The sequence below is a fragment of the Cupriavidus sp. H19C3 genome (assembly GCF_049393815.1).
In the GTDB taxonomy this organism is placed as follows: Bacteria; Pseudomonadota; Gammaproteobacteria; order Burkholderiales; family Burkholderiaceae; genus Cupriavidus.
In genome coordinates this window covers 306,998-328,799 of the sequence record NZ_CP184986.1, presented here as the reverse complement: position 1 = coordinate 328,799, position 21,802 = coordinate 306,998, and the positions used below count along the sequence as shown (strand labels likewise).

Here is a 21,802-nt window from a genome sequence, read left to right as displayed (position 1 = left end):
TCAGCCCTCAAAAAACGGAAGAAACAACATACCTTTCTGGTGATACCGGGTTGATAACCGCCTCCGGTAGACCTCCCGGCCAAGTACGCCCACCCGGACGCCAGTACGAGCTCGCTCCAAATTCATTCCCCGTCGGAATTCTATATCCAGAAGGATTGGGAATATCAACCCGGACCGGGGCGCTTCCAAGATATCCCTCATCCAGTCCTAGCATTTTTTCAAGTACGCGGACATTGCCTTGGGCAGTGGCTATGGCGTCATCGGCCAGCGACTTAGGGAAGACCCAAGTTTCTGTTCTCCCAATGGTGCCAGTAGGTGCGGTAGGTTGGATGCGCACCGCCCCATCTTGGAAGAGCGCGGCATGAGCGTCCTGATAGGCCTGCGTGAGATACGTGGAAGGGTCTGGACGTTCACCCTTAGCGATAGACAAGATATCAGCCTCGGTGATGCCGGAAACGAACTCTGGCGCGAGGCTCTTTGTGCTGGCAACGCCACCAGTCGTTTGGCCCTCGCCGGCACCAAATCTCGGCCCAAACACTGCCGGGTAGCGACCGGCCAGCGCATCAACGGTTGGAGCCAATGCTTCGGCACCAGCCTTAATCGCTTCACCTACACGCGGTGCCACCGCGTCATATACTCCTCTCAGCTCAATCGCTGCTGCTTTCACCGCAGGCCCGGCTCCGGCCACATTCAGCCCCGCCGCAAGGAAACGCCCCGCCGCCATATCGACATTGCGGAGTGACTCCCCAACCGTACCAGCCTTCGACGACCGATCCAGATACTGCATGCCGCTCACAAGATCCGATGGGATGTTCATCATCCCTCGCCCCCCTTCTTCGAGCAGCATCATCGGGGCGATAGCTGTCGCCAACCCTAGCGCACCGGCCCGCTGGCCCAGCGATAGCGAGGGATCCACCATCATGGTCGTCGCCATCCCGTAGCGCTGCGCAAAAAAGCCCGGCGGCACTTCCAAACCATTGCTTGGCGCAGCAGAACGGTTGCCAACCCCAATGATCTCAATGTTCAGCCCAGATGCGATCTCAAAGTCCCCACGTGCGATCGCCGCGCGCTCGTTGCCTGCCGCCTGCTGCATGCGCGCAATTTCAGCTTGGTGGAAGCTTTCGGAGCCCGGAACAGCGTCGGCAATTGCGCTAACTGCGGGAGTATTCGCTACGGGCGAGGTCGCCCCAGCGAAGATCCCGGATGTTTGCGTGCCATCCAGATAGCTCGGTGCATCGGCCATGCCGTAGACGCTGCCGAAGCTCATCACGTTGCCCTGGGCCTGCGCGAGCTTCTGCTCGCCGGGGCTCAGGCCCACGCTCGAATTTTGGCTCGCCAATGCGCTACCCAGCGCATTGCCAAATACATCCGCTGCAATGAGGGCTGCATGAATCCGGCCACCACGTACCACTTGCGATGTGATGCCCGAAGCCGCTCCAGAGATGATCTGGGCCGCCCTCCCAGAATTGCTTCCAAAGGCGTCGGCAAATCCCTCGCTCTTCGAAAGGCGGGAAGAGACTTCCGCGCTCACGCCAGCTGCTGCGGCCGAGGCGGCTACCCCTCTCCAATCAAACTTCTGCTGCAGGCCAGTGACAACCCCAATGCCTTGGGTCAAGGTACTCGCCGACGCTCCACGCAGGACAGCACTGCCCACCTGTCCCAAAGTATCGACCGCCAGGTTCGACAAGCCGCCCGCTACCGCACCGCCTACTGCAGCCAGCGCCACCGCCTTGAAATCGAACCCTTTCTGCGCGCCAATGACGTTCCCTACGACCTGCGAGGCAATCGAACCCGCAGCACCTGCAACTGCGCCAGCCACCAGCGTGCCCATGTATGGCGCAGCCGCACCGTATGTAAGTACGCTGACGACCACTGCGACGATAACCATCACAACGGCGCCGATGATGCCGCAGCCACCCTTCGCCGCAGGCATCGGTAGGTTCGGCGTCGTATCCCCGACGATCTTGCTCGGGTCGTACGGCTTGAACACCCCACCGTCGTTGTGAACTCCCGTTACCTTGTTCGGGATGTTCAGCGTCTGGCCCACCCGCAGGTCACGGTCCGAGCTCAGGCCGTTGGCTTCCGCAATGCGGTACCACAGCGCGGAGTCACCATACGCGCTGCGCGCGATGCTCTGCAGCGAATCCCCGTTCTGCACCGTGTAGCTGCCCGGCGCCGCGTTCGGGTAGTTCGCCACGATCGACTGGTACCCGAAGTCGAAGTCCGCCCGGTACGAGAAGTTCGGGTTGCCCTGACCATCCTTCGGATTCACCGGGTTCAGCCCCACGCCGTGCTGGCCAATCACCTCGCCGTTCACCACAAGCTCGCGGTTCACGTTGCCGCCCTGGTTCACGTACAGCACGTGGCCTTCCAGGTCGTTCACGAAGGTGCGATTGTTCGCCGGCTTGGTCGAGTCGCTGACCGAGATCAGGTTGCCGTTGACGTCGTAGCTGCTGGTCGTCGTGCCTGGGTCGAACTTCGTGCTGGTGCCGGTGACCGAACCCTCCTTGTACCCGTCGAAGCGCTGCATCGCGTAGCGATACGTGTTCGTATAACCACCGTCGTAGTCCGTCATCGAGTACTGCAGCACGTTCCCCGCGGCATCGTAGCTGTCGTAGTTGACGTCGGACTTCAGCGCGCCATTGCTCTTGAGCGTGCGCTGATGCTGCAGGCGGCCGTTGGCGTCGTACTGGTTGACGCGCAACTCCATGCCGTTGGTCTGGTCCTGCGGTACGCCCTCGTTGAGCTTCGTGACATAGTCCACCGGCAGGTTGCTCGCACCGGCCACCGTGACCCGGCCCGCGCCATCGTAGTAGCGATGGTCGATCTGCACGCCATCGCGCACCACACTGGTCAGGCGGTCCAGATCGTCATAGCGGTATACCTCCTGAACCATGCCTTGCGTGCGGACGAACGAGGCCGGAGTCGTGCTGTAGATCGCCTCGCCGGACTCCTGATACCCGACGATGATCGTCTCGCCGCCAGCCGTGACCACCTTGTTGCCGTAGTACGTGTCGCTGACGCGATTGCCATTCAGGTCATAGGTGATCGCATGGCCCTGCGTACCGAGATTGCCATAGGCGTCCACCCCATCGACCACGATCTGGCGGTTCATCGCGTCGTACTGGAAGAACCGGCCGGTGTCCGCGCGATTACTGCCATCCACCGAATGTTGCTCGATATAGGTACGGTTGCCCGCCGCGTCGTACTGGAACGAGATGTGAACCTGCCCGTCGGCCACGTCACGCAAACGGTTCAGCGCGTCGTATGCGAGGAAGTTGTCCTGATACACGACGCCGCCCTGCGTCGTCTTCTCGCGCACGCGGTTGCCCGCCAGATCGTAGGCGTAAGTCGTGACCTGACCGATCGCGTTGTCGTTGACCTGCGTGACCTGCCCGGCGGCGTCGTAGTAATAGCTCAGCGACTGACCGCGCGTGTTTTGCTGCGCCACCAACTGGCGCGCGTTGTCGTACGTATAGGTATAAACCGCGCCACCGATGTCGGTGCGGCTCATTACCTTGCCAAAATAGTCATAGGTCCACTTGGACGCCATGCTGTTCGGGTCGACCTCCGCGATCTTGTTATTCAGCGCGTCATAGGCTGCGCTGGTCACCTGCCCCATCGGCTGCGTGGTCGTCAGCAGATTGCCGCGCATATCATAGCTGTAGCGCGTGATCTCGCCCGCGCCGTTCGACTGGCGAAGCAGTCGGCCGGCCTGATCGTAGGCATAGGTCTCGCTCACGTTCTGCCAGCCGGCACTCTGCAGCGAATAACCGGCGCCAATGTACGTGACTTCCACGAGCGCGTGCGCAACGGTCACCAGACGGTTCGCGCCGTCATAGCCATAACGCGTGGCCTTGCCCATCGCATCGACCATCAGGATCTTGGCTCCGAATGCGTCGTAGCGATAGTTGACGGCGCCGCCATCGGCGTGGAGTTCGGCCGTGACGTTGCCCGCCGCATCGTAAGTCTTGCCATTGACATGACCGTTGGCGTCGGTCACCGACACTTCACGGCCTAGTGCGTCATAGGTGTGGCGCGTGACGGGGCTCAGGCCGCTCTGGTTGCCATCCGCATCCGGTTTGCGCTCCTCGATGACCTGATTGTTGGCGTTGTAGCGGTACGTCGTCTTCCAGTACGGCGAGCGCGGATCGGAGATCTCCAGCACATTGCCCCAGCGGTCGAGCTTCTGCTGAACGTTCGGCCGCGCCCAATAGGCATCGCCATTGGTGATGATCGCCTGGCTTAGCGTCGCGCCAGCCTCGCTGGCGCTCAGGCTGATCGCACTGCTCGAACTGGTCGAGACACCGACGCTGTATTGCGCCGGAATCGCGCTGACAGCGTAGCCCGGCGTATAGGGCGGCGTGGTCGACTGCATCGTGGGCGGCGCCGTCGTGCCTGGCACCCAGACTTGCTGCTGCTGCGTCTGCCACTGGTAGACCGTATAGGGCACCGCCACAGCAACGTTGCCTTGCCATGCATAGTGCTCGCCGAGCGTCTGATTTCCGCTCTCATCGGTGAAGATCACCACCGGGTAGCCATAGGTCGTCCTGGGCGCCGCGGTCATGTAGGCATTCGGATCGGCCGGATAGATCGTCACCCAGCCGTATACCGGAACGGTGCGATAGCGCGTCTCGTTGACCCACACCGTGGTGTAGATGATGTTGCCGTTCTCATCGCGGGCGGGAACGGGGTTGCCCGACTCGTCAGTCGTCATGACCGGCGGACCTTGCGTCGGCACCTGAACCGTGTACGCCTCGGTTGCCCAGTCCACGATCTGGTACTGACCGTATGGAACCGACACGACGATATTGCCCTGCCAGGCGTAGTGCTCGTTCAGGATCTGATTGCCTGCCTCGTCGGTGCCGATGACGACTGGATAGGCGTACTTCGCCTTCGTCGCGCCGGTGACGTACAGCGAAGGATCCGGCGGATATGCTGTCACCGGAACCTGCACCTGCACGTTCTGCATCTCGTAGTGACCCGGACCCTGGGCGTTGAACGTGATCGTGCCAAGGCCCTGGGCAATGCGATTGCCCGATTGGTCGGTCTGTACGAGCTGGTACTCGTACGTGCCCACGGAAAGACCCGACACATCGACAAACTGCATGGCCTGGTTGCCGGCTTCGTCGGCCCAGCCCGAGTATATCTGCAGCGTCGACCACGTACTGCTGCCCTGCGGGCGATACATGAACTGCAGCGCGCCGGCGATAAGCGGCCAGCTCAGCAGTTTCGCCGCGTGACCATTGATGACGTTGCCATCCTCATCGATCGGATAGGTCAGGTAGCCAGCATTGTCGGACACCGGCTGCGTCCCCACCGTGCCGTCGATCAGGCTGACATTGATCGGCGGGTAGTTGACCTGCGGTACCCAGTAGCCAGGAATCTCCGCGATCTTCACGAACTGCCCGGTGGCATGCGCATACGGGCTGGTGTAGCCGTCCTGCGTCCACAGCAGTTCGAATTCGTACGTTCCGGCGCCCAGCGCGGAGGTATCCACGCCGTACAAACCATTCCCCCGCGGCGTGGCGGTCATGGTCTGCCAGCCACCACCGCCTGCCGGACGGTAACGGATGGTCTGCACGATGCCGTCACCCGGACTCTGCCACGACAGCACGCCAGCGCCAGCCACGTTCATAGCCAGCGGCGTGCCAACCGTCTGCAGTGCCGGCGAGGCGATGCTGATGTTGCCCGTGCCGGAAATATGGGTCACGCCGTCACGGCTGACCGTGATCACCTGATAGCGGTAGCTGCCCGGCGGCAGGCCATTGGCGTCATAGCGCAGCGTCTGACCGAACTTCTGCATCGGAAGCGCGCTACCCCACGAGCCGCTGCCGTCCGCCGGAGCGAGCTGCAGATACACCTGCTCCATCGGGTCGGCCGGTGCCTGCACCTCGATAGCATTGCCGCCCACACCGTTGGCGGCCTGGTTCTGGATTAGGATCCACTCGCCCTGCGAGTTCTGCTTGTAGACTCGAACGCTCGTTACCTTGCCGACGCCACCGGCGCCGCCGGGGCCATCCTGCCACGCGAATGTTGCGCCGTAGGCACCCTGCTCGGCCGTGAGGATCTGCGACCGCGTCGCGGCGGTGCCGGGCACGGTCACTGCGAGCGGATCGTCACCGCTTTCGTTGGCGCTCTCGTCCCGGCTCGTCGTGTAGCGATAGGAAGCGGTAACGTAGTCGACCTGCACGAGCACCTGCCCGCCGCCCAGATTCTGCAACCCCGACCATGCCAGGTTGATCTGGTTGGTACCCGCCCATACGGCATAGGCCGATTCATCCGTGGATGCCGTGGCGGACTGGATCGTGGTCGACAGCATCATCGCATTGGTGGCCACGCCACCCTGTGTCTGCAGCCGCTCCGGACCCGATTGCGCGATCTGGCGACCCAGTGCGTCGTACTGTGTGTCGGTGCGACGGACGTCCGTCAGCGAGCGCGCGACATCGGAGCTTCCCACTGCAGCGATGTTGACGTTGCCGCGGCCATTGCCGGCGCTGCGAATGTCCGCGGTGGCGTTGCCATTGACGTCGAACAGCGTGACGCGATCCGTGCCGTCGCCATTGTTGGTGCGCCACAGATGCCCGGCATTATCGTAGTCGAAGTACTCCTGACGTCCACCGTTCACGCCTTTGCGAACGACCTCGCCGAATGCGTTGTATTCCAGCGCTGTATCGGTCAGACCGGCCTGTGCCTGCGAAACCGTGGCCATCCCCGAGCCGGCGGCCTGCGCGGGGCTGCCCTCCCACTTGCTGACCCATTGGCCACCCTCGAGCTGCCACACTCGGATGTAGGTCAGCGACGAGAGACCGCCGTCGTCGGTGCCATTGTCGGTCCACGCAAGGCTGGCCCCACTCGCGACCTGCGCACCGTTGAAGTCCATCGTCCGGCTGGCGGCATGCGCGGCCACGCCACCGGTACCGATCGACTGTCCATCCTCGTCCACGCCGAGCGAATAACGCGTGTCCGCGGTGATGTAGTCAACCTGTACGCGCACCAGTCCGCCCTGTGCATTGATCAGCGACGACCACGTCAGATTGACCTGGTTCGTGCCGTAGAGGCCGATCTTGCCGACCAGATCGATCACGCGGTCCGACGAACCGCTTGCGCTGACATTCAGGCCGCCCTGCAGCACCGTCGTGGAAGCCGGATCGACCGTATGGGTCAGCTGGCCCAGCTTGTCGTATTGATATACCTCAAACTGCGTGTGGGTGACATTGTCATTGCCCGTCACGCCCTGCCACGCCTTGGCTACCTGTCCACGCTCGTTGTAGGAGGTGTACCGGCTCACGCCGGCGGCGTCGGTCGTCTGCGTGGCGTGCCCATGCACGTCGTATTGCGTGAACGCGTAACGATCGCCGGCGACACTAGTCACCGTGTAGCTGTTGACGGTCGCGGACGTCGCGCCGCCGATGTAATCGGCTTGCAGCACCACATTGCCGTAAGCATCGCGCCAGTACTCGGTCAACGGCGTCAGCGCACCCCCGGTACTGGTGCTGTTGCGCGTGGGAGTCGCGATCGCCCGCACGCGGCCGAGCGCGTCGTAATAGTTATAAGTGGTGGCACCGAGCGCGTCTTGCATGCTGGTCTGATTGCCGACCGCGTCGTAGGTGAAATAGGTCGTGAGGCTGCCGCGCGTGCTGCCACCGTTGGACGAAGTGCTATATTCGACTTGGAGCCGCGTCTCGCTGGTCTTGCGATTGGCGCGGTCGAAGACATAGGTCGTCGTGCGGTCATCCGCCGAACTGACAGGCGTATCGTAGCTCGATACCGACCACTTGCCGGCGGCAAGCGCCGTTGCGTACTCGGTGAGCGCCGTCATATTGCCAGCGGCGTCGAAATTCCGCGTCGTGAGGTACCCCAGTGCGTCGACGGTTGCCGACTGCTTGCCGTTGAGGTCGTAGTAGTTGGTAGTCGTGGTCCAGGAATTGGTCACGGCGTTACGCAACTGGCTCACCTGCACGATGTTGCCGAAGGCATCGTACGTGGTACGCGTGGTCTTGCCGGCATTGAAGTACTGGCTGCCCGCCGCCGCGCTGGAGTCGTAGACCAGCGCCTGCGGCTCCACCACCTCGACGGTACGACCCAGCCGGTCATAGCTCGAGGTGATCTGGCGGTCCAGACTATGATCGATGCCCGCGGCGTTGATGGCCGCCTCGATGGTGGCGCGTGTCGGCGCTCCGGACGCGCCGCTGAAGGGCGTACTCGAGAGACCGGTTCGCGTGGCGTAACGCACCAGACGCGTGACGTCGCCAAAGGCGTTGCGCGTGTAGCCCGTGACATAACCTTCGGCATCGAGGTCGTACAGAACCCTGCCAAGCGCGTCGTAGACCTTCGCGCTTGTATTGCCGGCCACATCCCTGCCGCCCACCGCGTTGCCCAGCGTGTCGTACCAGGTTTCGGTGGACAGGACGCGCACCGTGTCCCCACGCGTGGCGACGTCATTCTGCCCATTGGCCGCAACGCTATCGAGCGTTTCGCTGTAGACACCCACCGGCGGGAAGATGGTCTTGATCTGGCGACCCAGCGCATCGTATTCGTAGCGCGTCGTTCGCTCTTCCGTGCGACCGGCCGCTTCGGTGCGCGCCGTGAGATTGCCAAGCGCATCGTACTGGTTGCGCGTAACAATCGACCCATACGTATTCTGGGACAGCGTGAGGCTACCGTTGGCACCGTTCGGCGCCACGCCGGTCAACAGCACCTGAGGTGAAGACTCCTGAATCAGGCGACCGCTGGCGTCATAGTCGTACGACCAGACATTGCCGAGCTTATTGGTATAGGTAAGCTTTTCACCGAGGCCGTTGTACGTATAGCGTTCGGTAGCGCCCAGCGGATCGGTGCTGGCGACCAGATTCCCTGCCGCATCGTACGAGAACGTATTGACCTGATCCATCGTGGGGGTAGCCACGACCGCCGCACCGATCGCATCGGCAGTGCCCGCGACGGTCGACAGAATGGCCAGCCCGTACTGCGTGGTCTTCACCACGTGACCGATGCCGTCGTAGTCGGTCTTCCTGACGTAACCCATGGCGTCGACCGAATAGATCATCCGGTTGGCCGCGTCATAGGCGCGACGTTCAATACGGTCCTGCGCCGTGTTGCTGACCAGCCTGGCGCGCAGCGTGTCGAGCGTCGAGTTGGCCGTGAGGCCGCTGACGTCGACTGGCCTGGCGTAAATATGGACCGAGACGACATTGCCGGCCGCGTCGTAGACGTTCTCGGTGGCGACGTCCTGCGCATTGATGGCGATGACGGCGCGGTTGGCCACGTCATACCCATAGCGTTCCACGCGGTCCGCACTGGCGGGCTGAATCGCCGCGCGGATCGCCGTCAGCGTCGGATTGGCCAGCGCCTGGGTCAGGGCAGTTCCGGTGAGTGCCGTGGCGTAGCGCGTGCTAACCGTCACGTTGCCGTTGGCGTCGTAGCTGCGCTCGGTCACGCCGCCGAGTGCGTCGACCTGGAAGATCTGCCGGTTGGCGGCGTCGTACGCATACGACGTGACGACGTCGCCAGCGCCGGCGACGACCGTGCTGAAGGCGGCGCCCGGCGCAATCGGCCTGGCGTAGCGAACCGAGCGAATGAGGTTCCCGGCCTTGTCGTAGATGAACTGCGTGACGGCACCCACGCCGTCCACCGTCCAGATCGGGCGATTCGCGCCATCGTATTCGGTGCGAACGTGCGCGTCCTTCGCGGCATTGGCCACCAGCGCGACGGCGGCCTTGATCGCGGCCGCGGTCGCCGCGGTGTTGGCAGGTACCGGTGTGGCGTACGTGATCCTCTCGATGACGTTGCCCAACTCATCCCACGTCGTGCCGGTGACGATACCGCTCGCGTCGATCGTGTAGATCGGTCGATTGATATCGTCGTAGACCGTGCGGGTATGCAGGTCGTGCGTGGCGTCCGCCGTCACGACCGGCGTCGCCTTGCCATCCCAGCTGGCCAGATTGATGCGGTTCGCGTACGCGACGCGCTCGATCACGTTGCCATTGGGGTCGTACTTGTACTCGACCACCGCGCCCGTGCCGTCCACGGTGAAGCGCAGGCGACCGGTCGCATCGAACACGCTCGACGTTACGCCATCAGTGGCTGAGGCGACGGCAATCCTGGCCGAGATATCGGCAAGCGTCGGTGTCGCCGGCAGGCTGACCAGCGAAATCGGCGTGGCGTAGGTCACGGCGCGCACGACGTGGCCCTCCGCGTCGTACACCGACTGCTTCACGGTGCCATTGGCGGCGATGGTGTAAACCAGGCGGCCGTTCGCGTCATAGACAAAACTCGTGACATGACCGAGCGGATCGACGCTCGAGACCACGTTGTCGTTATTGTCGTACGTGTACGTGGTGATCAGATTCAGACCCGCGGGGTCCACCCGCTCACGCACGCGTCGACCGGCTTTGTCGTAGCTGTACGCCGTGACCGCACCGTTTGGCGTGGTCATCGTCAGCACGTGGCCGGCAGCGTCGTAGGCATACGTGGTCTGCAGATTGAGGCCGCCCGCGTCCACGGTCTGCTTGAGTACCTTACCCTTCTGGTCGTACTGGTAGCTCGTGATCGTGCCGCGCGGATCCTTGACGGTCAGGCGGTTTCCCTGCGCGTCGTAGGTGTAAGTCGTCGTCAGATTGACGCCGGTCGGGTCCAACTGCTGCGTGAGGACGCGCCCCGCGGCATCGTAGGTGTAGTTGGTCGTGTTGCCATTGCCATCGATCGTCTTGATCAGACGGCCGGCGCGATCGTACGACTGCTTGGTCTGCGTAAGGTTGGTGTCCGTTTGGATCAGGGCACCGTTCGGGTTGTACTTGTAGACCGTATCGAATCCGCGCGCGTCGGTAATCTTCAGCGTCTGGCCATATCGATTGTGCGTTGTCACCATCACCACGTTGCCCGGCAGCGTCACCGTCACCGTGCGGTTCTTGTCGGAATACGCGTATTTGGTGACGTTGCCCAGCTCGTCTGTCTGCGTCAGCACGCGATCGAATGCGTCGTACGAGCTGCCGCGCGTTCCCCCCATCGGATCCTTCGTCGACACCGTACGACCGAGGCGGTCGTAGCTGACTTCGCTGACGTTGCCGTTGCGATCCACCGAACGGATCTGACGACCGAACGCATCGTAGACCGCGCTGCTGATCTGATTCAGGCCAGTACGGTCCAGTACCGTCTGCAGCGCCAGCCCGCGATTGTCGTAGGCCGTCTCCTGCACGACGGTACGCCCGTCGCCCAGCGCGCTGGTACGCGAGATTTCCTCGCCGAACGCATCGTAGGTGAAGCTGGTCTGGTTGCCGGTTGCATCGGTCATGCTCGCCGCGACCCCGTTCGCCGCATAGGTATAGCTGACCCTGCTGTCCTGCGCCGCGTTGCGAACGGCGTCGATGGCGACCGTCAGCGCGCTGTTGGCAATGCCGCCCGCGTTGGCGCCGGTCAGATTGGTCAGATTGATGCGCGTGGCGTAGCGGATCGAGGCGGAAAGCAGCCCTTGCGCGTTGTACTGCTGTTCGGTGACTTCACCCAGCGCATTGACGGTATGGGTCAAGCGGCTGTCGGCATCGTAGAAATACAGCGTACGGAAGCCGTTGGCGTCCGTGCTGCTGGTGCGGCGGCCTGCCGCATCGTAGGTGTAGGTGGTCGCATATTGCGCCCAGACGGCATCGATCTGGGCCTGAGTCTGCCCCGCCACCAGTTTCGACGCGCCTTCGGCCGACAGCTCGGCCGCCACGCGGCCCTGGATGTCGTACCGGACATTGAACGTGCGCAGGTCCGTCGTGCCGGTCGCCACCGCCGTCGCGGTGCGGTTGCCCATCACATCGTAAGTGTAGGCCGTGACCGTGCCTTCCGCATTGGTCTCGCTCAGCACCCGGTTGAACAGATCGTAGGTGCGCTGCGTGGTCTGGTCCGCCGCGTTGGTTGCCGGACGGATCGAAGCAAGATCCGACGCGGACGTCACGGTGCCCACCGCCTTGTTGAGGTATCGCACCGTCTTGGTGAGATTGCCGGCGGCGTCGTAAGTATTCTCAGTGAGGTAGTTCTCCGCATCGACCGTCGCGACAAGCTGTCCCTTGCCGTTGTACAGATAGATCGAGCGGGCGTCGCTTGCGTTCGTGGCAGGCAGCAGTTGTGCCAGCGTACCGGCGGCGCGCAGCGAAACGGCCGTAGCCGTTGCGTACGTAATGCGATCGGTCAATTGTCCGGCCGCGTTGTAACGCAACTCCGACAGGTAGCCTTCACCATCGAGCGTGGCGCGCAGCAATCCATCGGCATCGTAGAAATTGCGCACGACGCGATCGGCCCCAGAGGTGGCCAGCGACACATTGTCCACGCCCGGATTGGCACCCAGCGCCGAAGTGTCGATCTTCGTGGCGTAGCGGACCACGGCAACCACGCGCGATGCTCCGTCGTAACGCGTTTCCGTCACGGCGCCTGCGGCGTCGATCGATTTGAACAACCGGCCGGCGCTGTCATAGATGCGCCAAGACTTGTTGTCTAGCGCGGAAGCCGCCGGACGAATGCTTGCGAGCGACGGATTGGTCGGAGCACCCTGCCCATCCACGAGTTGCGACGTCGCCACTGCAGTGGCATAGACAATGGTCTCAGTCAGCTGACCGGCCTTGTTGTAGACGAACTCGGTCAGCGTCCCGGTGCCATCGATCTCGGCGCTTCTGCGGCCGGCATCGTCATACAGGACCCAGCGACGCACGCCAGTCGGATCCTGGGTCATGACCAGGCGGCCATCGGCATCGTAACGGTAGGTCGACTGGCCAAGCTGCTGCGCCGACGCATTGGCTTGCGATACGCTGACCAGTTGCCCTGCCTTGTCGTAGACGCTCGTCGTCACCAGACCATTGGCCGACAGCACCGACACCTTGTTGCCGGCGTCGTCATAGTGCGTGGCGGTCAGCTGATTGGCCGGATCGAGCGTCGCCACCAGACGGCCGAGGCCGTCGTAGCTGTACTGCGTGACGGCCCCGGTGCCGGAGATGGTCTCGAGCAGCCAGCCATGCTGATCATAGACATACTGGACCGTGGCGGCACCCGTGGTGACGCCATTGCCCGAAGCATCGACCGTTGCATAGGTAACACTCGTCTGCAACTGGCCGCGGAAGTCGTAGGTCATGTCCGTCTGGAGGACCTTCCGCTTGTCCTGCGAGGCCGCCCACGCGGCGCCCTGAGATTCGGTCACCACCGAAGTCTCGGTCAGCGACGTCACGTTATAGGTGCCCGCCGTGTATTCGATGCTGCGGACGCGATTCCCGGCCGCATCGTAGCGATACTCGGTGACCCGGCCTTCCGGCGAGATGACGAAGCGCAGCAGACCCTTGCTGCCGGCATCGTAGATATAACGCGTCGTTTGCGGTGCGCCCGGCTGCCCGGTGCCGGCGCCGTCGGGATCGGCCACCAGGTAGACGGTCTCGCCGATCAGCCGGTTTTGCGCGTCGTAGACGCTGCGTACGGTATTCCCGGCGCTGTCTCGCTGCAGCGAGAGATTGCCTGCGCCGTCGTACTCCATGGTGACTGCGCGGCCTTCCGCGTCCGTCACGCTGACCAGCCGGCCCTGCGCGTTGTAGGCGTACGTCGTCACCAGACGCGTGCCGCCAGTACCCGGGGCGTCCACCACGAGCAACTGGCCATCGGCGTCGAAGGTGTAGCGCGAGACCAGACCCATCGGATCGGTCACCGTGGTACGACGGTTGGCAAAGTCGTAGCTATAGGACGTGGCCTTGCCCAGACCGTCGATAATGGTGGCGATGCGGTACTGGCCAGCTACCTGCACGTAGGTAAAGCTCAGGCTGGTGCCGTCGCTTTGCGTCGCCGAGGCGATACGATTGCTCGTGCCGTCGTAAGTGTAGGTCGTGCGATAGACGTTGCCGTCGGCAACCGATGCGTCATCTGGCGTCAGGTCGACCGTGACGGAAGTCAGTCGGTTGCTTGCGTCATAGCCATAGGTTACGGCGCTGACGGCCTTCAGCGTCCCGTTGACCAGCAGCATGCTGCGCGCGGTGATGACGTTGCCGCTGGCATCGTAGTCCAGTTGCATCGACTCGCCATTCTCGTTGGCGATGGCGGCAACGCCGTGTGGACTCCACGTATAGGTCAGCGTATGTCCCGCCATATCGGCGCTGGACAGCATGCGGCCCGACGCATCGTAGACGTCGCGACGCCCGGTGTCGCCGTCGACCCACGTATATCGGCCGGCGCCGGCGTCGTAGGTGATCGCGTCATTCGCCCCGCCGTTGGCCGACGTGATGTACAGATTGAGCTGGGCGTTGTAGGTGTAGAGCGCGGTCGATCCGTCGCGGTCGGTACGCAGGATGGTGCTGCCGGCCGTCTGCGGCGTACCAGTGATGACCAGCTTCGTATCGAAGCCGCTCCACCAGTTGTCACCGTTGTCGTCGTTGAGCAGGCCCTGGCTGTTATAGGTTCGAAGCAGGCTGGTTGCGCCTCCAACGCCCACGAGCCGGTCGTCGCGGTCCTGGAGCACCAGGTTGCCCGTGGCGATATTGACGAAGGCCTGTTCTCCGCTCCGCCCCTGCGCCGCGTTGCCGAGCACGCCTCGTTGTCCGAGCGTGTTGAGGGACGTGAGGTTCAGACCAAGGCTGTTGCCGCTGACGATCGCTACCATGGTGTTGTACGTGGCTCTGTATATGGTGGGTTCACGAGCAGTCGACCCAGGCAGCGCCCGGCAACATCGACAGTCTTCGAAGCAGTACATCCACAGGATTCGGCAAACGTTTAGCGTCCCGCGCCGCCCGAACGAGGCGGCTAAACCAATCGGATTCGGTGCGGATATACTTGAGATAGCCGTTCTGGCGCCTTGACCAACGCCGCCCGCGCCGGATCCCCGGCCGGGATGGAAGCGAGATAACCGATGCAAGCCAACGATCCCGATACGCTGCTGCGCGAAGCCGTCGCAGCCAGCCAGCGCAATGACACCGATACCGCGCTGAGCCTGCTGGAACGCGTCACCGCTCTGGCCCCCGGGGCGGCCGTCGCGCATCTGCTGATGGCCGGCGAGCTGGCGCAGGCCGGGCGGTACGAGGAGGCGGAGGCCGCCTTTGCGCGCGCTCTGTTGGCGGATCCCGGGCTGCATATCGCACGCTTCCAGCTCGGACTTCTGCAATTCACGTCCGGCAATGCCGCGGTGGCGCTATTGACATGGCAGCCGTTGACCGAGCTGGGCGAACAGCATGCACTATCGCTTTTCGCGAGGGGCTTCGCCGCGCTGGCTGGCGACGACATGCTGGAGGCCACCCGTCTGTTTCAGGCTGGCATTGCCGCCAACACGGAGAATGCGCCGTTGAATACGGACATCCGCATGGTGCTGCAACGCATGGGTGAAGTCGCTGGCACGCAGCCCGCACCCGCCACACCGGCGCCGGCGGCGACCGAGGCACACGGCTCCGATACCCACGTTCTGTTGTCGAACTACGGATCGCTCAATTGAAGCTGGAGGTGGGCAGCCGATGACACAGATCGATCAGGCAAGCCGGCTGGCTGCCATGATTCGCGCGCAGGTCGCCTCGCTGGGCGGCCGCCGTGCGGGTGGATTGACGTCGCGCAAGGAATCGACGAAGAAGGAAGGCACGCCGCACGCGGCGACCGAGCAGGACCTGGCCAGCGTCGTGGCCCGTCGGGTGGCCGCCATCGACCCCAATGCACCGGACCGCCGGCGCAGAGCGTTTCGCGTCTTTCTCGAAACCGTGTTGCTGGCCGAGTTCGGCGAGCCGTTGATGAACGACGCGCGCTTTCAACAACTCGTGGAAGACGTCCACAGGCAAATGGAGGCGGAACCGGAGGTTGCCGCCGCCATGGAAGAAGCCGCCCGCTTACTGGTCTGACCCGATCGTACTTTCGCCCGCGCTACCGGCGATGACGCTGGTGGTCGCTGCCTGAATCCAGTCGGCCATCGGCTCGCCGGTGGGCCCCTGGCGGCGCGCCAGCAATCGTGCCGCGAGACGCTGCATCGTTTCCACGTCACGCACATCGCCGTTCAGTACGGCCCTCGCGTAATGGCTGGCCAGATTGGCTTTGTCGAGGCCGTCCGCGCGCGCGATTTCCTGCTCGGCCTCATCGCGCCTGCCCTGAAACGCGTACGCCACCGCGAGGCCGCCGTGGCTTTCGCCAAAATTGCGGTCCAGCGCGATCGCGCGTTCAAAGGCCTGCTGCGCCGCGACCATATCGCGCCGGACGATATTGGTCCAGCCCAGCCCATTCCACGTCCCCACATGACCCGGCATGAACTGCACTGCGCGATGGAAATCGAACAAGGCATCGTCCAGCCGCTGCGTCAGCAGATGGACGAATCCAAGCGCCGACCACGCACGCCCGTCTTCGCCATGCACGCTCAGCGCGTCGCGCAGCAGCGCTTCTGCGCGCGACGGATCCTGTTCGGCCAGGGCCAGCGTGCCGAGCGTCACCAGTGGCTCCATCTGCGAACGATTCGCCTGCAGCGCGGCCATCGCCCATGGCTTCGCGACAGCGAGGTCGCCCTGATCGAGCGCCGCGAGACTTGCCACGCCCGCGGCCTCGGGTGCCAGCGCCTGCGCGGCGGCACGTTCGCGCGCCCATGCCACGGCGCTGTCGAGGTCGCCCGCGTGATGCAACACGCGTAGCCAGAGCACCTGAAAAGCAGCCGGGGACGAAGCGGAAGCGCCGGTCATGCGGGTCGCAAGAAGATCGCGCGCGCGTGACAGATCCCCGCGCCGGAATGCTGTATACGCGAGATCGTGGTCTACCGCATCGAGCGCTTCGGGCGACAGGCCCTCCATCCCGCGCAACGTCTGTAGCCGCTGCTGCGCATCGGCCCATTGGTGAGTTGCCAGATCCAGCTGGCATTCGCGAAACATCACGGCGGGCCCGGATACCCCTAGGGCCGATGCGTGGCGCAGGTGAAAGCGTGCACGGTTCCATTCGCCAGCAGCACAGGCAGTCTGGAACGCGTCTTCGAGCAGCGTCAGGTTGTTGGGGTCTTCCCGCAGGTACTGCTCGAGCCGGGTCAGACGTTCAACGGCGTTAGTGTCCTTGTTCATGGGTCGGTGATCCGATTGTCTTGTGGCACTACCACGCCACGTCCAATGATTGATGCGACTTCAGCGATTGGCGCAGCTTGTCGAGGGCGGCCCGGTGGATCTGCGCGATACGTCCCTTCGTCACTCCCAGCATCGTGCCGATCTCCTGAAAGGGAACGTCTTGCAGGTAATGCGAGCGGATGACGGTCTGCTCCTGCGCGGTCAGCGTGCCGATGAAATGCCGTAGCCGCTGCTGCAACTGTCTGTACTCGAGACTGCCATAGTAATGGGATGCGGGCGCGGTGGCGAGCGAGTCGTGCTCGACCAGGCCGGTCCCTTCGAGCAGAAAGGTCAGGGCCACGCCTATGCCGACTTCGGCCAGATAGCGAAATGGCTCGTCCGCGGCGAGAGCGTCCCCGTCTTCCGCGGCGACCGTGCGTGCCGCCGCCCTGATCTCCTTCATGCGCTCCTGACGCAGCCGCATGCGCAATGCTATCTGCTGCTGCTTCTCCGTCAGACGTTCCAGCCCATTCAGGATCGCGCCGTGCATGCGCCGCGACGCGAACGTCTTGAACTGTGCGCCGCGATCGTCGGCGAAGCGGTCCACGGATTCCACGAGGCCAACCATTGCAAACTGCAGATACTCGTCGAACTCGATCTCGTCGTGGATGCGACGGCGGTAATAGGTCGCGGCCACCGTTCGTGCATACGGCAGATAGTGACGAATCAAGGCCTCCCGGTCCTCCTGCGTGCCGCACTCGCGAAAGCTGCGCCATAGCGCCGCTTCAGCCTCCCGTGCCGAAGCCTCGGCGGATGGCGGGTCATTGTCCTCGTCCCGGGTGTCGCCCTGGGTGTCGAAATCGTCTGACATGGCGAACGTCAATGGAACGAGCCGACGAGGGCCTTTAACAGAACACTCCACCCATCGACCAGGATGAACATCAGAATCTTGAGCGGCAACGCAATGGTCATCGGCGGCATCATCATCATGCCGAGTGCCATGAGGATGCTCGAAACGATCAGATCGATCAGCAGGAACGGCAAAAAGACCACGAAGCCGATCTGGAACGCCGCGCGCAGCTCCGATAGCATGAACGCGGGAATCAGCTGTACGTTGCTGATGTCGTCCATGGTTTCCGGCTTCTTCGTCTTGGACAGCTCCACCATCAGCGCCAGATCCTGCTCGCGAGTCTGCCGCACCATGAACTCGCGCATCGGGCCGCTCGCCCGCACATAGGCCTGCTCCATCGTGATACGCCCTTGCATGAAGGGCTGCATCGATTCGGTATTGACGGTCTGCAAGACCGGGGACATCGTGAACAGCGTCAGAAACAACGCCAGTCCGATCAATGCGGTATTGGGCGGCGTCTCTGGCATGCCGATGGCATGACGCAGCATGGAGAGCACGATGATGATGCGCAGGAACGCCGTGAGGCAGACCAGCATGGCCGGCAGAACGGCGAGCACCGTGAGGCCGATGACCGCGCGCAGCGCGAACGAGGTCTCGCCCGGTGAGATCCGCACATCCTGCGCGCGTACGGGCTCGCTCGCGCGCACCGGCGCCGTGGAGGTCCGGTTGGGAGACCGTGCGGACGCGGGCTCGCCGTGGCGCTCGAGGCCAATGGATGGCGATGGATATATCGGCGCGGCACGCAGCCCGTCTACCGCATCCGCCGGCGGTATGGCACGCTCGATCGCGATACGGCCGCCCGCTTCGCCGTTGTCGGGCGGCGCGCCGTCGTCGTCGTCGAGCAGCGTGACGACCGTCTTGGGCTCCGCCTGCGGCGCCGATGCAGTCGAGACGCTTTGGCCAGCCGCCTGCCCCGCCGCGAGCGCGGCACACATCATGACGCAGGACGCGATCGACTGAAGCCAGCCGCGCCACCGCCTGAACGATACGATCATGACGCCGTGCCTCCGCCATTCTCATCCGGCTTGTCTGAACATCTGTCCAGCACGGTCACCTGCCCGGCCGCGCTTACCGCGGCCAATACGCGACGTCCCTGCCAGTGGATGACATGCAGCCGGACGCCCGCATTCAAAGGTGTCTGGGCCATCAACTCGATGGCTGCGCCGATCGGGGCAGACGGTGCGCGCTTGCCCGCGATGCGGTCGAGCCACGTGCCGCGCGGCCGCTGGCGTCCCGCGATCCATAGCACGACGATCGCGGCGATCAGTAGTAGCGCGATCGAGATGCCCGCGGGACCCGAGACGAGGTCTTCGTCCTGCCGGAACGGCAGGGGCGCGGCAACGGCGGAAGCCGACATGCTGACGCCGGCTTCCGACGCGGCCGGATAACGTTCTTGCTGCGACATGTCACGCAATCAGCGGCGCCGGTAGCTCGGTCAGCCTCACCGCGAAACTGTCGCCCACGGCAACCAACACGCCGCGCGCGACGACCTTTCCATCGAGCCGCACATCCACGGCCTGATCGACCTGACGATCGAGCTTCAGGACATGCCCTTCCCGTGCCGCCATCAGTTCGCCGACAGTGGTATGCGTCTCGCCGACGCATACTTCCAGACGCGTCTTGACCGCGAGCAGCGGGCTCGTCGAAGCGATGGCGGACGCGCCGGTCGAGGGTTTCAGCTCGGCGAGCGGTTCATAGGACAGCGGCTGGGCTACGGCCGGAGATTGTGAATCCACGCTGGTGGTGGATTCCGAAGATGCAAGGGTCGACATGATGCTTACGATTGACGCGTAGTGGTGTTGGATGAGACGTGCGGCAGCAGCTGGATTGCCTTGGTTGCCTGCACCGCGCCGAGATGGCCCGACAGCAATGGCGCGGGACCGGCGGCACGGTCGACTCCGGATTCGGGGCTGAGCTCGGTATTGAGGTAAAGCGTCACCGGCTGATCGAGCCCGTGTCCGGTCGTCACGACATCGCCCGGCTGCAAGGCCAGTAGTGCGCCGAGATCGAGTTCGATATCGGCAAGACGCGCCGTCAGGCGCAGCGACTGGCGACGCATGGCATGTATGACCGGCGTCAGCGGCGCAGCCGGTCGCGGGGCCCCCGGCTGCCGCGGCGGAATCCAGCCCCGCGCGCGCTCTGGCTCGATATGGCAACCCACGATCGCACGCGTGACGCCCTCGAGCGTGATGACGCAGCGAATGGCGCCAGACCACGGCAATTGCTGGGCAGCGGAAAAGCCGGTTGCGGACGCGAGCGCGTCGCCATGCTCGGGAACACCGGTCAGCGCGATGCAGAATCGCAGCAATGCTTCCGCTGCCACCGTGGCCGCAAGCGACGGCTCGGCATCGTGGTGCGCTCGCGATGCCGCCGTGTGCGTACCGCCAAACAGCGCTTGTGCCACGGTGGTCGGCGGCGTCTCGGCGCTCGAAAGCCAGACGCCCTTGCACGCGGCAACGACCTCGGCGGCATGCCACCATGCTTCGGGCCTGCGCATCGAAGCCGGCATCTCGGCCTCGCTGGCATTCGAGAGCGCGGATAGGCGGACGTCCACCCCCCAGTCCCGCGAGAAGTCGCCCAGCCGCGCTTCCAGGCTCGCGCGCAACGCGCCCAGTTCCGCATCGCTCCACCACGTCAACGCGCGCGCCGCGGGTCCTGTCGCCGCGCGACGCTGCCTCTGCTCTGTCATCATGCCTGGCTCTTCATCGAGAAGAGTTCCTGAATCATGTCGTTGGCGGTGGACACGACTTGCGACGATGCCTGGTAGCCACGCTGCATGATCACCAGTTCACTGAACTGCTGAGACAGGTCGACGTTGGAAATCTCCACGCTCGTCGGCTTGATCGAACCAAACGCCTCGCTGTTGGCGACACCGATGTGCCACAACCTGTCGTCGGTGGAGCGGAACAGATTGTTGCCAACGGATTCGACGGCATCGCTGGACTCGAAACGCCCCAGCAGCAACTGGTCGCCACGCGCGGATTTGCCGTTGGAGTACGTGAGCGCGACAAAGCCATCCTCGTCGAAGGTGATATTGGAGAGCGTCCCGGCGGCCACGCCATCCTGCTTCGTGGCTGCTAGCGTCGAAAGATTGCCCGATGCGAACGACGTCACGTCCTTGCTGAAATCGAGCGCCACCGACATGGGCGACTCGCCCGGCGGCGTATACGCGAACGTCAGAATGGCGGACACCGGGTCGGGCTTGCCATCCTTGAACAGCAGCGTGGCCTTGGCGACCTCGGTCGTGCCATCGAGGATGGTCACGGTCCAGCTACCGGGAACCGTCGCACTGCCGTTAGTGAACTTGGCCGACAGCGTGTGCTGGACACCCGCGACGTCGAACACATTGATATTGCCGACGGTCTGCTCTGTCGCCGTGCTCGACAGATTGCCGGTCATCGAGATCCCGCTCGTCGGCTGTGCCGGCGAAGTCCGATAGCCATCTAGCGACACGACACCCGTCACGCCATCCTTGTCGATGCCCAGGACCTTGTAGCCGCCCGTGCGCGTGATCAGCAGGCCCTGATCGTCGAAGTCGAACTGGCCGGCACGGGTGTACCGGATGTTCCCGTCCGCGTCCTGAACGAGGAACATCCCGAGTCCGTCCACCGCGACATCGAGGGCATTGCCGGTATTACGCAACTCCCCGGTGTTGAAGTTGAGTGTGGTGCCATAGGTAGCGAGACCGAAGCCCTGGCCACGTTGCGCGCCGTAGAGACCGTTGCCCGGCGCGTTCGTGTTCATATAGACGAGGTCGCCGAACTGCAGCGTCGAGCTCTTGAAGCCAGGGGTGTTCATGTTGGCCGTGTTGTCCGCAATGACTTTCAGCGCCTGGGAATATCCCATCAGGCCAGTCATGCCGAGATAGATCGAATCAAGCATCGTCAGCTCCGGA

The 21,802-nt window shown here is 63.7% G+C and carries 10 protein-coding genes; 2 read left to right on the top strand and 8 right to left on the bottom strand.

The genetic code is table 11. The annotated features are described in order from the left end of the window. Positions 1-7 precede the first annotated feature (7 nt). A complete protein-coding gene (locus tag DFLDMN_RS20980) occupies positions 8-14,863 on the bottom strand; it encodes a LysM peptidoglycan-binding domain-containing protein (protein WP_423199803.1) in 14,856 nt (4,951 codons plus the stop codon). Here DFLDMN_RS20980 and DFLDMN_RS20975 point away from each other — a divergent pair. Together DFLDMN_RS20975 and DFLDMN_RS20970 are read left to right on the top strand one after the other, a co-directional pair. Then, positions 14,858-15,433, top strand: coding sequence for a tetratricopeptide repeat protein (locus DFLDMN_RS20975; RefSeq protein ID WP_423199802.1), 576 nt, complete (start codon positions 14,858-14,860; stop codon positions 15,431-15,433). The two genes, DFLDMN_RS20980 and DFLDMN_RS20975, sit on opposite strands and share 6 nt — an antisense overlap. A 55-nt stretch (positions 15,434-15,488) precedes the next feature. Next, complete coding sequence (locus DFLDMN_RS20970; RefSeq protein WP_423199801.1) at positions 15,489-15,827, top strand: hypothetical protein; 339 nt, start codon at positions 15,489-15,491, stop codon at positions 15,825-15,827. On the opposite strand, the gene DFLDMN_RS20965 is transcribed toward DFLDMN_RS20970, so the two are convergent. From DFLDMN_RS20965 to DFLDMN_RS20935, 7 genes are read right to left on the bottom strand one after another with little or no spacing between them, the layout of a single operon-like run. Further along, the gene (locus DFLDMN_RS20965) at positions 15,816-17,018 is read right to left on the bottom strand and encodes a tetratricopeptide repeat protein (protein WP_423199800.1); all 1,203 of its coding nucleotides are present in this window, start codon (positions 17,016-17,018) and stop codon (positions 15,816-15,818) included. The genes DFLDMN_RS20970 and DFLDMN_RS20965 overlap by 12 nt on opposite strands. Positions 17,019-17,046: 28 nt before the next feature. Beyond that, positions 17,047-17,868 (bottom strand): sigma-70 family RNA polymerase sigma factor, encoded by an 822-nt coding sequence (locus tag DFLDMN_RS20960; RefSeq protein ID WP_423199799.1) that lies wholly within the window; start codon positions 17,866-17,868, stop codon positions 17,047-17,049. A gap of 8 nt (positions 17,869-17,876) precedes the next feature. Beyond that, complete coding sequence (fliP, locus tag DFLDMN_RS20955; protein ID WP_423199798.1) at positions 17,877-18,902, bottom strand: flagellar type III secretion system pore protein FliP; 1,026 nt, start codon at positions 18,900-18,902, stop codon at positions 17,877-17,879. Continuing rightward, positions 18,899-19,312 (bottom strand): hypothetical protein, encoded by a 414-nt coding sequence (locus DFLDMN_RS20950; RefSeq protein ID WP_423199797.1) that lies wholly within the window; start codon positions 19,310-19,312, stop codon positions 18,899-18,901. Before DFLDMN_RS20950 ends, fliP begins: the two co-directional genes overlap by 4 nt. Before the next feature lies 1 nt (position 19,313). Further along, complete coding sequence (locus DFLDMN_RS20945) at positions 19,314-19,679, bottom strand: FliM/FliN family flagellar motor switch protein (RefSeq protein ID WP_423199796.1); 366 nt, start codon at positions 19,677-19,679, stop codon at positions 19,314-19,316. Between the two features lie 5 nt (positions 19,680-19,684). After that, positions 19,685-20,599, bottom strand: coding sequence for a FliM/FliN family flagellar motor C-terminal domain-containing protein (locus DFLDMN_RS20940; RefSeq protein WP_423199795.1), 915 nt, complete (start codon positions 20,597-20,599; stop codon positions 19,685-19,687). Further along, positions 20,596-21,789, bottom strand: a complete 1,194-nt coding sequence (locus tag DFLDMN_RS20935) for a flagellar hook protein FlgE (RefSeq protein WP_423199794.1) — start codon at positions 21,787-21,789, stop codon at positions 20,596-20,598. The genes DFLDMN_RS20940 and DFLDMN_RS20935 overlap by 4 nt, the downstream gene beginning before the upstream one ends. Positions 21,790-21,802: the final 13 nt, after the last annotated feature.

Excerpts from the sequence above, each read along its gene's own strand:
- DFLDMN_RS20960 (WP_423199799.1), bottom strand. The coding sequence starts at position 17,868 with ATGTCAGACGATTTCGACACCCAGGGCGACACCCGGGACGAGGACAAT.
- DFLDMN_RS20950 (WP_423199797.1), bottom strand. The coding sequence starts at position 19,312 with ATGTCGCAGCAAGAACGTTATCCGGCCGCGTCGGAAGCCGGCGTCAGC.
- DFLDMN_RS20975 (WP_423199802.1), top strand. The coding sequence starts at position 14,858 with ATGCAAGCCAACGATCCCGATACGCTGCTGCGCGAAGCCGTCGCAGCC.
- fliP (WP_423199798.1), bottom strand. The coding sequence starts at position 18,902 with ATGATCGTATCGTTCAGGCGGTGGCGCGGCTGGCTTCAGTCGATCGCG.
- DFLDMN_RS20935 (WP_423199794.1), bottom strand. The coding sequence starts at position 21,789 with ATGCTTGATTCGATCTATCTCGGCATGACTGGCCTGATGGGATATTCC.
- DFLDMN_RS20965 (WP_423199800.1), bottom strand. The coding sequence starts at position 17,018 with ATGAACAAGGACACTAACGCCGTTGAACGTCTGACCCGGCTCGAGCAG.
- DFLDMN_RS20970 (WP_423199801.1), top strand. The coding sequence starts at position 15,489 with ATGATTCGCGCGCAGGTCGCCTCGCTGGGCGGCCGCCGTGCGGGTGGA.
- DFLDMN_RS20940 (WP_423199795.1), bottom strand. The coding sequence starts at position 20,599 with ATGATGACAGAGCAGAGGCAGCGTCGCGCGGCGACAGGACCCGCGGCG.
- DFLDMN_RS20945 (WP_423199796.1), bottom strand. The coding sequence starts at position 19,679 with ATGTCGACCCTTGCATCTTCGGAATCCACCACCAGCGTGGATTCACAA.